Source organism: Nocardia sp. NPDC052566 (assembly GCF_044547285.1).
Lineage (GTDB): Bacteria > Actinomycetota > Actinomycetes > Mycobacteriales > Mycobacteriaceae > Nocardia.
The window spans coordinates 196,305-211,164 of sequence record NZ_JBIUAF010000009.1; the positions used below are offsets into that span (position 1 = coordinate 196,305).

Here is a 14,860-nt window from a genome sequence, read left to right on the forward strand (position 1 = left end):
ACCGCAACACCGTCGCAACCTCAGTCGGACATGCGACCAACATGGCGGTAGGGTCGGCGCGAACCGGCGGCCCGGCAGAAAGGCTCTCCCCATATGTGCGCAGCAAGTCCGTTCAGCGGCCTCAATCGCAGGCAATTCCTGGCGAAGGCCGCGGCCGCGGGAGCGGTGGGCGCGCTGGCGTCCTGGGCCAACCCGATCATCGAGCGGGCCTACGCGGCCGATCCGGCCGGGATGGGCGGGCTCGGCGATATCGAGCACTTCGTGCTGCTCATGCAGGAGAACCGGTCCTTCGACCACTATTTCGGCGCCATGTCGGGCGTGCGCGGCTTCGACGAGGCGTCGACGGCGTGGCAGCAGTACGGCTGGACGCCGGGTGCGGGCCCGGCGCCGGACGGGTTCGTCAACCCGTTCCGGCTCGACACCACGCGCGGCGCCACCCTCGACGGTGAGTGCATCAACGATCCCGACCATTCGTGGGCCGGGATGCACCGGGCGTGGAACGGCGGCCGCAACGATCAGTGGATGCCGATGTCGATCGAGAGCGTCGGCCCGGCGAACGCGCCCGCCGCGATGGGCTACTACCTGCGCGAGGACATTCCGATCCACCACGAACTCGCCGACGCGTTCACCCTGTGCGACAACTACCACTGCTCGGTGCTCGGCCCCACCGACCCGAACCGGCTGTACTGGATCAGCGCCACCATCGATCCCGACGGAACGGCGGGCGGCCCGCTGCTGGAGACGCCGGCGCTGATCCCGCAGCACGTGTACAGCTGGCGCACCTACCCGGAAAACCTGTCCGACGCGGGCGTCAGCTGGAAGGTCTACAACAACCGCGACGTCGGCCCGCTGTCCTCGGTGATCCTGGACGGCATGCTCGGCTGCTTCACCCAGTCGAGCGACCCGAATTCCGAGCTGGCCCGCCGCGGCCTGGCCCCGGTGTACCCGAACGACTTCCAGGCCGATGTCGCCGCCGACCGACTACCCGCGGTGTCCTGGGTGATCCCGTCGCTGATCAACTGCGAGCATCCCGCGCTGCCCGCGGCATTCGGCGCCTACGGCATCGTGCAGCTGCTCGACATCCTCACCTCGAATCCGAAGGTGTGGGAGAAGACCGCGCTGATCATCAGCTACGACGAGAACGGCGGCTTCTTCGACCACGTCACACCGCCGACCGCGCCGCCAGGCACCCCCGGCGAATTCGTCACGGTACCGCTGGACCGGGTCGCCGCGTCGAAGGGCATCGCAGGCCCGATCGGGCTCGGCTACCGCGTGCCCGGCCTGGTGATCTCGCCGTACAGCCGCGGCGGCCTCGTCGCCTCGGAGACCTTCGACCACACCTCGCAGCTGCGGCTGCTGGAAACCCGCTTCGGCGTCGATGTGCCGAATTTGACGCCATGGCGGCGCGGTGTGACCGGCGACATGACCTCCGCCTTCGATTTCGGCTCGACGCCGAATGCGGCGAAGCCGGTATTCAGCGATCCGAAACCGAAGATGGATGCGGCGGTCGCGCAATGCGGTCCGAATATCGGGCTCGGTTCGCTCACCAAGGGAATTCCGTATCCGGTGCCGCCCAACGCGATGCCGCGCCAGCAGCCGGGAACCAGGCGCAGGCCGAGCGGGATCGTCCGGGCATGACTGTGGCCCAGCCGGGCGGCTGGGCCACGTCACAAGTTGGGGTTCAGCTGGCGGTGGCAGGCACCCAGTGGACAGACATAGCGGCAGAGCGTTTTCGCATGGCCGCGAAGCTGTGTCGGGCGGGGCTGATCAACGCGGTGAACCATGTGCGGCGGTGCTCCTCGAGCGCGGCCGCGACGGCGGGGATCCGGATGCAGTGCACTCCGCCCGCCATACCCAGGCGGTGGCGACCCGTCTGGTTGTTTCTGGTGCCCAATGGTGTTCCTTTGCTTGCTGGTTCTGGCCTGGATCGCCACGGCGAAGATTAGCCGAACGAAAGTGCTGGGCAGTGGATTTTGCGCAAGCAATTGCCCCGGCGTGTCGGAAAGTTCTCGCGCCGAACCGGGGTCTCGGCGGAAATGTTGCGAATTGGTCTCGGCGTCGTCACGGATCGGCCAAATGGTCGGTCGGTATGTGGATTACGGTGTGCCGCGGGGTATTAGGCAGGGATCGATGCGGTAGGGCCACGGGGGTGCGTCTCGCGGTGCGCGCGGATGCGAGACTGGTCGAATGTTGCGGATCGGCCTCACCGGAGGCATGGGAGCGGGCAAGTCGACGGTCGCGCGGATTCTCGCGGAGCTCGGCGCGGTGATCATCGACTCCGACGTGCTCGCCAGGGAGGTCGTCGCGCCGGGGACCGAGGGGCTGGCCGCGCTGGTCGAGGCGTTCGGCGCGGGCATACTCGCGGCCGACGGCAGCCTGGACCGGCCCGCGTTGGCGGCCAAGGCATTCGGCAGCGACGAGGCGCGCGCGAAGCTGAATTCCATTACCCATCCATTGGTCGGCAAACGCACCGGCGAACTGATTTCCGCCGCGCCCGCGGATGCCATTGTCGTGCAAGATATTCCATTACTGGTGGAAAACGGCCTCGCCCCGCTGATGAATCTCGTGCTCGTCGTCGACGTCGACGCCGAAACGCGAATCCGGCGTTTGGTCGAATTCCGCGGCGTCGCCGAATCCGATGCGCGCGCGCGTATTTCGGCGCAGGCCACCGATGAGCAGCGGCGCGCGGTCGCCGACGTGCTGCTCGACAACAATGGCGAATCCGGCGCGGTCGACGCCGAGGTGCGCCGGCTGTGGGAGCGGCGGCTGGTGCCGTTCGAGCGCAACCTGCGCACCGCGACACCGGCCAGGCGCACCGAATTGCGGCTGGCCGAACCGAATCCGGAATGGCCCGCCCAGGCGCAGCGGCTGATCGCCCGGCTGTGGCTGGCCTGTGGCGCCGCCGCGACGCGGATCGATCACATCGGCTCCACCTCCGTGCCCGGTCTGCCCGCCAAGGATCTGATCGATCTGCAGATCACCGTCGCCGATCTGGCCGTCGCCGACGGTGTGCGAGATGCGTTGGGCGCCGCCGGTTTTCCGGTCCGGCCCGAGATCACGCACGACAGCCCCAAACCGACGCCGCAGGATCCGGCCGGGACCGATATCGCGCTGTGGGCCAAGCGATATCACCAGAATGCCGATCCGGGGCGGCTGGCCAACGTGCACATCCGCGTCGACGGATCGCCGGGCCAGCGGTTCGCGCTGGCATTTCGCGACTGGCTACGCGCCGACGCCGCGGCACGCGCGGAATACCTGGAGGTGAAGCGCGAAGGCGAGGCCAAGGCGGCCGGGCTGACCGGCGAGGCGGCGACCATCGCCTACCTGGACGTGAAGGAGCCGTGGTTCGACGCGGCGTATGCGCGCGCCGCGGCGTGGCGCGACGCTACAGCCACGTGAGGGTGATGCCGAGGGACTCGAGCCAGCCCTCGAAGGTGTAGCCGTTGGCCGCGATCCCATCGATCGCGATCGCGGCGTGCGCGACCGCCGCCTCGGCCTCGGCCGCGCCGATCAGGCCCGCGGCGTGCGCGGCGAGTAGCTCGTCGACATCGAGCAGCTCGGTCTCCCTGCCGGTGCGGACCACGATGTCGAGGTAGTGGTCCACCGACTTCCACTTGGTGGGCCCGACCTGGGCGTATTCGCCGAGGTCGAGGTAGTAGTCCTGGTCGCGGCGGTGTTCCGGGTTGTAGTGGAACACCGTCGCGCGTAGCGAGAGCTCGGGCAGCAGCCAGGACTCGATGTAGTGGAACTGCTGATGGTCGGAGGTCCGTGCCATGTACAGGCCCCACGGCTCGGCCCAGTAGCGGTCGACCGGCCGCACGAAACCCTTCGGGTCGGTGTTGGTCAGGCCGGCGAGATCGAAATACTCGACCTTGGGCCGGTGGATATCCACTGATGCCTGTGTCATGCAATCAGAATCTACCGGCGCGAGGCTCCCGTCGAGTCGTACCGTGCGTTGCGGCTGGTTACATCCAGGTCAGGTGGATGTCCTGGGCGGCGAGCCACCGGTCGACGCTGTGCTCGTGCGCGGCGAGGCCGTCCAGTGCGGCGGTCGCCCGGTCCAGCGCCCGATGCGCCTGCGCCGTATCTATCAGCCCCGCCGCGTGCGCGGCGAGCAGGTCGCCGACGCCGCGCAGTTCGGCGTGGCGGCCGCGCGGCACCACCACGTCGAGGTAGTGGTCCACGGCCTTCCAGCGCTTGGGGCCGATCTTGGCGAACTCGCCGACGTCGAGGCAGTAGTCCTTGTCCCGGTGATCGCCCGCGTGCCGATGCGCGATGGTCGCGCGCAGCGACAGCTCGGGCAGCAGCCAGGATTCGAGGTAGTGGAACTGCGGGCCGTCGACGGTGCGCGCCATGTACAGCCCCCACGGCTCGACGTGGAAGCGCTCGACCTGCCGGACGAAACCCTTGGCATCGGTGTTGGTCAGCTCGGCGAGATTGAAGTATTCGACCTTGGGTCTGGCGGGGCCGGGTGGTGCGATCGCGGTTCCGTTGGTGCCGTGTACCGGCCATACCGCACGGAGATCGCGGGCCACATAGCCCGCGATCCCGGTGACCGCCGGTGCTGCGACAAGCAGTGGAACAAGTGCGCTCATTGGCCTGTCCGTCCCTTCCCACGTCCGAACAACCAATTCAGGGTACACCTGGACAACGCGGTGCGCGGGCGAAGATTTTTGCCGCTGGATCGCGAATAACGTTGCGGCAACGGACATTTCGGACGCGTCACGATTGGCTGTGAGTTGGCTGGGATCCCGTGCCGGATCCCGCGGGCGTCCCGCCGTCCGCGGGCGGCGGGGATACCCCGAGGCCGGGCATGTCCGGCGGGGGCGAACTTGTCGGTGGGGCGCTCTAGGCTTGGGACCATGGCTTTCGCAACCGAGATCCCTGGTGAGCTGCCGCTGGCGCATTCGGAATTCCGCCCGGTCGGCGCGATCGAGCGCACCGACGGCGAGTTCCGGGTGGTCAGCGAGCACAAGCCGGCGGGCGATCAGCCCGCGGCCATCGCGGAGCTGGAGCGCAGGATCACGGCGGGCGAGCGCGATGTCGTCCTGCTCGGCGCCACCGGTACCGGTAAATCGGCGACCACCGCGTGGCTGATCGAGCGGCTGCAGCGCCCGACACTGGTGATGGCGCCGAACAAGACGCTGGCGGCACAGCTGGCCAACGAGTTGCGGGAGATGTTGCCCAACAACGCGGTCGAGTACTTCGTCTCGTACTACGACTATTACCAACCCGAGGCCTACATCGCCCAGACCGACACCTATATCGAGAAGGACAGCTCGATCAACGACGATGTCGAGCGGCTGCGGCACTCGGCGACGTCGAGCCTGCTGTCGCGGCGCGATGTGGTGGTGGTCGCCTCGGTGTCGTGCATCTACGGCCTCGGCACGCCGCAGTCCTACCTCGACCGGTCCATCCAGGTCGAGGTCGGTGCCGAGGTGGATCGCGACGCGCTGCTGCGGCTGCTCGTCGACGTCCAGTACACCCGCAACGACGTGTCGTTCACCCGTGGCTCGTTCCGCGTCCGCGGCGACACCGTGGAGATCATCCCGTCCTATGAGGAACTCGCGGTGCGCATCGAATTCTTCGGCGACGAGATCGAGGCGCTGTACTACCTGCACCCGCTCACCGGTGATGTGGTGCGCCAGGTGGAGATGCTGCGCATCTTCCCGGCCACCCACTATGTCGCGGGGCCGGACCGGATGGACCGCGCGGTGCGCGATATCGAGACCGAGCTCGAGCAGCGGCTCGCCGAGCTGGAACGCCAGGGCAAACTGCTCGAGGCGCAGCGGCTGCGCATGCGCACCCAGTACGACCTGGAGATGATCCGGCAGGTCGGTTTCTGCTCCGGCATCGAGAACTACTCGCGCCATATCGACGGGCGTCCAGCGGGTTCCGCGCCTGCGACGCTGCTCGACTACTTCCCCGAGGACTTCCTGCTCGTCATCGACGAATCGCATGTGACGGTGCCGCAGATCGGCGGCATGTACGAGGGCGATATGTCGCGCAAGCGCAACCTGGTGGAGTTCGGCTTCCGGCTGCCGTCCGCGGTGGACAACCGGCCGCTCACCTGGGAGGAGTTCGCCGACCGGATCGGCCAGGCGGTCTACCTGTCGGCCACGCCGGGCCCGTACGAGCTCGGGCAGGTCGGCGGCGAGGTGGTCGAGCAGGTGATCCGCCCGACCGGCCTGGTCGATCCGAAGGTCGTGGTGAAGCCGACCAAGGGGCAGATCGACGATCTGGTCGGCGAGATCCGCCAGCGCGCCGAACGTGACGAGCGCGTGCTCGTCACCACGCTCACCAAGAAGATGGCCGAGGATCTCACCGACTATCTGCTCGGCCTCGGCGTGCGGGTGCGCTACCTGCACTCCGAGATCGATACGCTGCGCCGCGTCGAGCTGCTGCGTCAGCTGCGCCTCGGCGAATACGACGTGCTGGTCGGCATCAACCTGTTGCGCGAGGGCCTCGATCTGCCCGAGGTGTCGCTGGTCGCGATCCTCGACGCGGACAAGGAGGGTTTCCTGCGCAGTAGCACCAGCCTTATCCAGACCATCGGCCGTGCCGCGCGCAATGTCTCCGGTGAGGTGCACATGTACGCGGACAAGATCACCGATTCGATGCAGCACGCCATCGAGGAGACCGATCGCCGCCGGGCCAAGCAGGTCGCCTACAACGAGGCGGCAGGCATCGACCCGCAGCCGCTGCGCAAGAAGATCGCCGACATCCTGGATCAGGTGTATCAGGAGGCGGGCGACGAGGTGGTCGAGGTCGGCGGCTCCGGCCGCAACGCCAGCCGCGGCCGCCGCGCCCAGGGCGAACCGGGGCGGGCGGTGAGCGCCGGCGTCTACGAGGGCCGCGACATCAAGGCGATGCCGCGCGCCGAACTCGCCGACCTGATCAAGGAGATGACGGCCCAGATGATGAATGCCGCAAGGGAATTGCAGTTCGAACTGGCGGGCCGCCTGCGCGATGAGATCGCGGATCTCAAGAAGGAGCTGCGCGGCATGGACGCCGCGGGCCTGAGCTGAGCCGGTGCGCGGATCAGCCCTGGGTGGCCATCCATTCGGTAACCCGGCGCTCGGCCTCTTCGCGGGAGACCTCCTCGACCTTGGTCATGATCGCCCAGCGGTGGCCGAACGGATCGATCATCACGGCGAAGCGGTCTCCGGTGACGAAGGTCTGCGGCTCCTCCGCGGTGCGTGCGCCGTGTTCGATGGCGCGCGCGATGACCGCGTCGACGTCGGGGCAGTAGTGCACGATCGAGGTGTGCACCCATTCGCCGTTCGGGGCGAGGACGTTGTTGTCCGGCATCGGCATGCCGAGCTGCAGGGTGGAATCGCCGATCTTCAGCTCGGCGTGCGCGGGCTGCCCGTCGGGCAGGTCGTTGCGGGTGATCACTTCGGCGCCGAGGACGGCGGAGTAGAACTCGATCGCCCTGTTCCCGTCGGGCACGGCCAGGAAGCAGGTGATGGAGTGGTAGCCCTCGGCGATGGGGTTCACGGTGTTCGTCATGCGGATCAGTCTGCTCGGCGGCGTCGCGCCGGTCTTGTAAGAAAGCGACACCGCGGCGGAGCCTCTCGTGACCGCCGCTGACGACCCGATCGCGCCGGTGCCGGTGCCGGCGCTCGCGGATCAGAAGGGCATCCTGCATCCGGGGGAGCAGGCGCGCCATCGCGCGCTGGCGCGGCTGTCCGCCGGACCTCGGATGGCCGAGTACGTCGAGTGGTACTGGGCGGTGCGCTGGGATCTACGCGGGCGCGCACCGTATTTCGCCGAGGTGCTGCCGTTCCCGTGTGTGAACGTCACCTTCGAGCGCACCGAGACGCAGAGCGGCGGCTTCGTCAACGGCGTGTGCACGACGAAGTACGTCAGGGAGCTGTCGGGCGAGGGGGAGACCTTCGGGATGCGTTTCCGCGCAGGCGGTTTCGGCGCGTTCACCGGTATGGACGTCGGTGCGTTCCGCGACAGGGCGGTCGCGCTGTCGCAGGTGCTGCCGGATACCGACGGCCTGACCGAGCGGGTGCTCGCGGCCTCGGCGAACGAGCGGCGCCGCGCGATCGTGGAGGACCATTTCGCCGGGCACCGCGCCGCCGCGGACGACACCTACCGGCTGGTGCTGCGCATCGTGGACGCGATGGAACACGATCCGGAACTCACCCGCGTCGATCAGATCACCGACCGCTTCGACATCCCGATTCGCACGCTGCAGCGGATGTTTCGCCGCTACGTCGGCGCCGGGCCGAAGTGGGTGCTGCGCCGCTACCGCCTGCAGGACGGCGCCGATCTGCTCGCGCGCGGGCGCACCGATGACCTCGCCGCGCTCGCCGCCGAGCTCGGCTATTTCGATCAGGCCCATTTTTCCCGCGAGTTCACCGCCGAGGTCGGAATGTCGCCGCTGGAATATGCCAAGAACACGCTGCGCTCGCGCAACGAGGTGACCTCGAAGATATGACGGGCGGGAGTTCTGTTCTGTGATGAATATCCCAGCGGCACAATAGCGTTCGTATCTGTTGTGCACGATCACAGGTTTCGGCGGCGCCGTTTGGGTATGCGCAGGTTGATCAGGCCATGGTCGATTGACCTGCGGTGATTGTGGTGGGAAAGGCACAACACTCGCGAGTGTGATGTGTTGCGTTTTCTGTTACTTACAGTCCATTTGCCGCTAGGGTCGACCCCAGTCGCTGCGCCGGTGCCCGACCTACTGGGGCAACTGTGCGCCGCACCCGACCCACAGTTGGAGGAGAGAATGACCGCCTACCGGACCATTGTCGTCGGTACCGATGGCTCGGACTCGTCGTACGTCGCCGTCGAGAAGGCCGCGGCGCTGGCGGGGGTCTCGGACGCGACCCTCGTCGTGGCCTGCGCGTACTACCCGACCGACGACCGCGATCTCGCGGCCGCCGCCGATGTCCTCAAGGACGAGGCCTACCAGGTGCGTGGTTCCGCACCCACCAACGACATCCTGCGCACCGCGCGCGACAAGGCCGTCGCGGTCGGCGCCAAGAACATTGTCGAGCGCGCCATCGTCGGCGAGCCGGTCGAATCGCTGCTCTCGCTCGTCAAGGAGGTCGAGGCCGATCTGCTCGTGGTCGGTAACCGCGGCCTCAACACCCTGGCCGGGCGCCTGCTCGGCTCCGTCCCGTCCGACGTGGCCCGCAAGTCGCGCTCGGACGTGCTGATCGTGCACACCGTCCGCTAGCACTCCTCACAGCCGCAGCGGCCGGAGGTCGCTTCGCGCCGGGCCGGAGCGACGCGAAGCGGAGTCGGAGGCAGCCCGCACACCTTCTGATTTCCCGCACGCCGATTCGCAGGCGATTCGACGGGCGGATCAGAAAGGTGTGCGGCTGTTGGCGTTACGGGGCGAGTGCGCCGAGCACCGGCGGCAGGTCGCCGGTGTGCACGACGGCCAGACGCTGGGTGGCGCGGGTGAGCGCCACGTAGAGATCGTTCAGGCCCCGCGGTGACTCGTCCAGAATGGCTTGCGGCTCAACGAGATACACGGCGTCGAACTCCAGGCCCTTCACATCGTGCACGGTGAGCACGCGGACCGATTCGTCGGCCAGCGTGGCGAATTCGGCGACGAGTGCGTGCGGCGCGATCACCGCGGTGGTGCCCGGCCCGTCCTCGTTCGCGACCAATTCCTTGACCGTGCCGAGTAATTCGGCCTCGCGCACCGCGTAGGCACGCGGCGGATTGCCGGTCTCGCGCACCGAGCGCGGCGCGGTGGCGCCGGAATCGATGGCGGCGAGCACCTGCGCCGCGACGTCCATGATCTCGGCCGGGGTGCGGTAGTTGACCGTGAGCTCGGTCAGCTTCCAGCGCCGCGCCACATACGGTTCCAGCATCGCCTGCCACGACGAGGTGCCCGCTGGATCGCCGGTCTGCGCGACATCGCCGACCACGGTGACCCACCGGTTCGGGATCCGCCGCATCACCATGCGCCAGGCCATCTCCGACAGTTCCTGCGCCTCGTCCACGATGACGTGGCCGTAGGTCCACGTCCGGTCGCCCGCGGCGCGCTCGGCGGTGGTCAGCCTGGTGCGCACGTTCTGGCGTTCGGCGAGCTGGCTGGCATCGATCAGGTCGTAGGCCATCAGGATTTCCGCGTCGAGCTCGTTGTCGAGATCCTCGAGGTCCTGGGAGGCGGAACCGGTCAGGATGTCCAGCGCGTCCTGCGCCTCGGCGACCTGGGCCCGCCAGCGCCGCCTGGCCCGCTCGCGCTCCTCGCTGTCGTCGACGCCGAGCAGTTCGGCCAGCTCGTCGAGCAGCGGCGCGTCGGCCGCGCTGAACTCGCCGGTGTCGGCGCGCACCAGCTCCGCGCGATCGGCGGCGCTCAAACCGCTTGCGGCGCGGTCGAGCCGGGCCGGATCGGCGAGCAGATCGGCGAGCACCTCCTGCGGCGACAGGATCGGCCACAGCTTGCCGATGGCCGCCTGGATCTCCGGATCCGAGCGCATCTCGTCCCTGATCTCCTGGAGATCGGTTCGGCTGAGCAGGGATTGGCCGCCGGACAGGTCCGCGCCCATGGTCTGGGCCAGCTGATCGGTGAGCGCGTCGAGCACCGACGCGGCGAAGATCGGCCTGGCCAGGTTGTGCGGGCGCCGCGAGGAGCGGGCCCGGCCGCGCGCCCTGGTGACGATCTTGCGGTCGAGCTGCACCGGATAGCCGTCGAAGCTGAGCCGGATCGGTTCGGCCGGAATCTCCTGCCGGTCGCGCACCGCCTGCTTGAGCACCTCGACGATGCCGAGCGCGCCCTTGATCTCGCCGGCCCGCAGCGAATCCTCGCGGGTGGCTTCGACGCCCGGATACAGGTCGCCGATGGTGGACAGCAGCACGCCGGTCTCACCGAGCGAGGGCAGCACCTGGCCGATGTAGTCGAGGAAGGTGGCGTTCGGGCCGATGATCAGCACGCCGGCCTTCGCCAGCTGCTGGCGGTAGGTGTAGAGCAGGTACGCGGCGCGGTGCAGCGCGACGGCGGTCTTGCCGGTGCCCGGCCCGCCCTGCACCACGAGCACGCTCTTGTGCTCGGAGCGGATGATCGCGTCCTGCTCGCTCTGGATGGTCTCGACGATGTCGTTCATATGCCCGGTGCGCGCGGCGTTGAGCGCGGACAGCAGCGCGCTCTCGCTGCCGACGCCACCGTCGGCCCCGACCACGCCGGCCTGCTGCGCGGTGTCGAGATCGAGGTACTCGTCGTTGACCGCGGTGACCGTGCGATTGCGCGAGCGGATATGGCGGCGCCTGGTCACCCCGTCCGGCGTCGCGGTGGTGGCCAGGTAGAACGGGCGGGCCAGCGGCGCGCGCCAGTCGAGCAGCAGCGTCGCGTAGTCGTCCTTCTCGTCGAGGATGCCGAGCCTGCCGATATAGCGCGGCCCGTCACCGTCGGACTGATCGGCGGTGTCGGCGCCGGTGGCCAGATCGATGCGGCCGAAACACAATCCGTGTTCGGCGGCATCGTATTTGGCCAGATCCTCGGTGTAGAGGTGGCTGAACGATTCGCGCTCGGTGCGGGCCTGCGGCGTGCCGCCGGTCTCCAGCAGTACGGTGCGCAGCCGGTTGCGCGCGTAGTCGCGCATGGCGTCGAGGCGGTCGTAGAGCACGGACAGGTGGGCCTGTTCCTGCTCGACTTCCCGGGTTCGCTCGGCGGTGCCGTCGCGCTCGGCACGGTCTTGGGTAAGGCGGTCGTGCAAACTGGACTCCTTGTCACCGCGATGAGCCGGGCGCATGCGTGCGAACGCTCGAAAACAGAGCTATCTACTCTACTGCGGCTTCGCGGGGTCCGCCGCACCCGCAGGTACCGGATCGAAATGCCGCACCGTCGGAAACGGTTCGTAGAAGTGATGCAACAGCCGTTTCCACTCCAGGTATTCCGGCGAGCCGCGGAAACCCTCGGTGTGATCGGTCAGCCGCTCCCATTCGACGAGCAGCAGATAGGTCGCCGGCGCTTCGACGCAGCGCGACAGCGACAGCGACCGGAACCCTGGCATGGCCGAGATGATGTGCCGTGCTCGGTCGAAGGCCGCCTCGAACTCCTCGGTCCGATCGGGCAGCACCGGAAGCAGCGCGTGTTCGATGATCACGGTTCGATCTTGTCAGGCCGGATCAGGACGCGTGGGTGCTGTTGGGCCGTCGGCTCTTGGTGACCGTGCCCTCGCGGTGCCCGGTCGGCTTGGCCCGGTACATCGCCAGGTCGGCGTCGTGCAGCACGGCCTCGGGGGTGCGTGCGTCGTTGAGGGTGAGCGGGGTGACGCCGATCGAGGCGTTCACCTCGATCCGGTGCCCGCGCGCGATGATCGGCTCGGCCATGGTCGAGCGCAGCCTGCTCACCAGCGTGTCGATATCGGTATGCCGCGACATCCCGGACAGCAGCACCAGGAATTCGTCGCCGCCGAGCCTGCCGACCAGATCGTCCGCGCGTAGCGCGCGCTGTAATCGCTGCGCCACGATCTGCAGTACGGTGTCGCCGATGGCGTGGCCGAGCGTGTCGTTGATCGCCTTGAAGCCGTCCAGGTCGATGAACAGCACCGTGGACACCGGTAGATCCTCGCTGCTGGCCAGCGCGGCGGCCAGCTGCGACAGGATCAGCGAGCGGTTGGCCAGCCCGGTCAGCGAGTCGTGGGTCGCCTGGTACTCCAATTGCCTTCGGCTGGCCCGGAATTCGGTGATGTCGGCGAACGAGGACACCGCGGAGGAGTCCGGATCACCCGGATTGAGCAGCCTGCTGCTGCCGGAGAGCCAGCGGCGCTGCCCGTCCACCCGGTCGACGCCGAAGATGTAGCCGGTGATGGTCTCGCCGGTGGCCAGCGTGCGCGCGATCGGATGCCTGGTCGGCGGCAGCGGCTGGGCGTTGGCGTCGAGCAGGATCAGGGGTAGGGACTGGATCACCTGGCCGAGCACGTCGGCGTCATCGATGTCCTCGGTGCCGAAGATGCGTTTGGCCGCCGGGTTGATCGATTCGATCCTGCCCTCCGGATCGATGACGACCACGCCCTCCTCCAGCTGCGAGACGACGGTGGTGAAGTGCTGCTCGGCCCTGCGCTGCGCGGCCTCGGCCAAGCGCTGCGCGGTGAGGTCGTGGATGACCACCTGATAGGCCAGATGGTCGTGCCATGCGGTGAGCACCGACACCGTCTCCACCTGGATCAGCGCGCCGTCGGAGCGGATCAGCGTCATCTCGGTGGGATCGGACGCCGCGCCCTTGGTGTTCAGATGGCTTATCCGCTCGAGCATGCCAGGAATGGAGGCGGGGTGGACGAAGTCGGTCAGCGGCCTGCCGATCACCTCGTCGGCACTGTCCGCCGCCAATAACCGCACGGTAGCGGGATTGACGTATACGACGACGCCGCGTTCGTGCACGCAGATGCCGTCGGGCGTGTGCTCGACGAGCGAGCGATACCGCTCGGCGAGCTGCTCGACGGCGCCGACGGTCGCGGCCGCCCTGTCCTCTCCCACTCGAAACCCCCGATCGTCGACCCGTTCATGGCCATTGGAACATGGGATTATTCTGGTATCGAGGTGTACAAGATCACACCGTCGACGCTATTGCTTCGATCACAGTTCGGGCACTTCATCGGGTTCCGTCTGGTGATCATTACAGAATCCGGTTCTCCACACGATGATTGTCGGGCCGATGGCTGATCGGTCCGCGGGAACCGGCGAAGGAGCGAAGCTATGCCGGGTGCCAGCCCGAAAGTCGAACAGCTGCATCAAGATCATATGACGATCACCGGAATCGGTGCCGTCAGCGGCTACGGCTGGGGCAGGGAGGCACTGTGGCAGGGTTTGCTGAGCGGCAAGTCGGCGGCGAGTGTCCAGGGCGGTTACGGGCCGAGCCGCACCGAGAACGCGTGGGTGGCCCTGGTCCCCGATGGCGGCGATCCCACCGTGAGCACGAGCCGCTACGGGCGCGCCATGCACGAATCGGCACGCGAGGCCATCGATGACGCGATCGCGCGCGGCTGGCGGCCGGGGCGCACCGTGGGGCTCGTGCACGCGATCGTGCTCGGCGACGTGGTGAACTGGCGCGATTTCTACCTCGTCGACCACGGGCACCGCCGCTCGCGCGACTACATGCGGCTGCTGCCGTCCACCCCGATCTCGGTGCTGCTGCAGGAATACGGATTCCACGGGCCGTCGATGAACGTGTCCGCCGCGTGCAGTTCGGCCAATGTCGCGCTGGTCACCGCCAAGCTGTGGCTGGACGCGGGCATCGCCGACGACGTCATCTGCGTGGCGACCGATATGTCGGCGACGCCGGATATGGTCGAGCACTTCGTCCGGCTCGGCGCCGCGGTGACCGATGCCGACCCGCTCGACGCCTGCCGCCCGTTCCAGCAGGGCAGCAGGGGATTCAGCATGGGGGAGGCGTCGGTGGCGTTCGTGCTGAGCCGCAGGGCGCCGCAACCGTATGCCGCCATCCTCGGCGGCGCGATGACCAACGACGCCTACCACGTGGTCTCGGTCGATCCGGCGCATACGCAGATCTTCGACTGCGCGGAGAAGGCACTGGCGAGTGCGGGCATCACCGCAGCCGACGTCGCGTATTTCAATACCCACGGCACCGGAACCAGGCAGTGCGACGCGGCCGAGCGCGCGCTGATGGCGCGGCTGTTCGACGAGCGCCCGCACGTCTACGGCCTCAAACCGCTTGCCGGACACTGCCAGGGCGCCGCGGCCGGGGTCGAGGTGGCCGCCGCCGCGCTCGGCTACGAGCGCGGTGTTGTTCCCGCCGCGCCGATCGTGGCGCCCGCCCATCCCCGGCTGCTCGACGGGCCCGTACCGTTCGAGGGCGGCATCACGGCGAAGCTGTCGCTCGGGATGGGCGGCCACAATTCGATGGTGATCCTGGGCGAGGTGTAGG

Annotated in this window: 12 protein-coding genes; 6 read left to right on the plus strand and 6 right to left on the minus strand. The window is 68.1% G+C overall.

Annotated elements, in window-relative coordinates:
- The first annotated feature begins 93 nt into the window (after positions 1-93).
- Both ACIG5A_RS41580 and coaE read left to right on the plus strand, forming a co-directional pair.
- Positions 94-1,638 carry a phospholipase C gene (locus ACIG5A_RS41580; RefSeq protein ID WP_397250715.1) on the plus strand — a complete coding sequence of 515 codons (1,545 nt, stop codon included), beginning with the start codon at positions 94-96 and terminating at the stop codon, positions 1,636-1,638.
- A gap of 549 nt (positions 1,639-2,187) precedes the next feature.
- Positions 2,188-3,399, plus strand: coding sequence for a dephospho-CoA kinase (gene coaE / locus ACIG5A_RS41585; protein WP_397250717.1), 1,212 nt, complete (start codon positions 2,188-2,190; stop codon positions 3,397-3,399).
- Here coaE and ACIG5A_RS41590 read toward each other — a convergent pair.
- Positions 3,386-3,907, minus strand: a complete 522-nt coding sequence (locus ACIG5A_RS41590) for a DUF402 domain-containing protein (RefSeq protein ID WP_397250720.1) — start codon at positions 3,905-3,907, stop codon at positions 3,386-3,388. The genes coaE and ACIG5A_RS41590 overlap by 14 nt on opposite strands.
- Positions 3,908-3,965: 58 nt before the next feature.
- A complete protein-coding gene (locus tag ACIG5A_RS41595) occupies positions 3,966-4,595 on the minus strand; it encodes a DUF402 domain-containing protein (protein WP_397250722.1) in 630 nt (209 codons plus the stop codon).
- A gap of 267 nt (positions 4,596-4,862) precedes the next feature.
- On the opposite strand from ACIG5A_RS41595, the gene uvrB reads away from it, so the two are divergent.
- Positions 4,863-7,028: an excinuclease ABC subunit UvrB gene (uvrB, locus tag ACIG5A_RS41600; protein WP_397250724.1), complete on the plus strand. Its 2,166-nt coding sequence runs from the start codon at positions 4,863-4,865 to the stop codon at positions 7,026-7,028.
- Positions 7,029-7,041: 13 nt separating this feature from the next.
- Here the strand turns inward: uvrB and ACIG5A_RS41605 are convergent, their stop codons facing one another.
- The gene (locus ACIG5A_RS41605) at positions 7,042-7,512 is read right to left on the minus strand and encodes a VOC family protein (protein ID WP_397250727.1); all 471 of its coding nucleotides are present in this window, start codon (positions 7,510-7,512) and stop codon (positions 7,042-7,044) included.
- A 67-nt stretch (positions 7,513-7,579) separates the two neighbouring features.
- On the opposite strand from ACIG5A_RS41605, the gene ACIG5A_RS41610 reads away from it, so the two are divergent.
- Entirely contained in the window at positions 7,580-8,452 is an 873-nt protein-coding gene (locus tag ACIG5A_RS41610) for a DUF6597 domain-containing transcriptional factor (protein ID WP_397250729.1), read from the plus strand.
- A gap of 294 nt (positions 8,453-8,746) precedes the next feature.
- Positions 8,747-9,199: a universal stress protein gene (locus ACIG5A_RS41615; protein WP_397250731.1), complete on the plus strand. Its 453-nt coding sequence runs from the start codon at positions 8,747-8,749 to the stop codon at positions 9,197-9,199.
- 154 nt (positions 9,200-9,353) lie between these two features.
- Here the strand turns inward: ACIG5A_RS41615 and ACIG5A_RS41620 are convergent, their stop codons facing one another.
- From ACIG5A_RS41620 to ACIG5A_RS41630, 3 genes are all read right to left on the minus strand, one after another.
- On the minus strand, positions 9,354-11,690 hold the full coding sequence (locus ACIG5A_RS41620) for a HelD family protein (protein WP_397250733.1): 2,337 nt from the start codon (positions 11,688-11,690) through the stop codon (positions 9,354-9,356).
- A 69-nt stretch (positions 11,691-11,759) separates the two neighbouring features.
- Positions 11,760-12,080 carry an antibiotic biosynthesis monooxygenase family protein gene (locus ACIG5A_RS41625; RefSeq protein ID WP_397250735.1) on the minus strand — a complete coding sequence of 107 codons (321 nt, stop codon included), beginning with the start codon at positions 12,078-12,080 and terminating at the stop codon, positions 11,760-11,762.
- A gap of 22 nt (positions 12,081-12,102) precedes the next feature.
- Positions 12,103-13,452 carry a diguanylate cyclase domain-containing protein gene (locus ACIG5A_RS41630; protein ID WP_397250737.1) on the minus strand — a complete coding sequence of 450 codons (1,350 nt, stop codon included), beginning with the start codon at positions 13,450-13,452 and terminating at the stop codon, positions 12,103-12,105.
- Between the two features lie 219 nt (positions 13,453-13,671).
- On the opposite strand from ACIG5A_RS41630, the gene ACIG5A_RS41635 reads away from it, so the two are divergent.
- Entirely contained in the window at positions 13,672-14,859 is a 1,188-nt protein-coding gene (locus ACIG5A_RS41635) for a beta-ketoacyl synthase N-terminal-like domain-containing protein (protein ID WP_397250739.1), read from the plus strand.
- The last annotated feature ends 1 nt before the right edge of the window (position 14,860 follow it).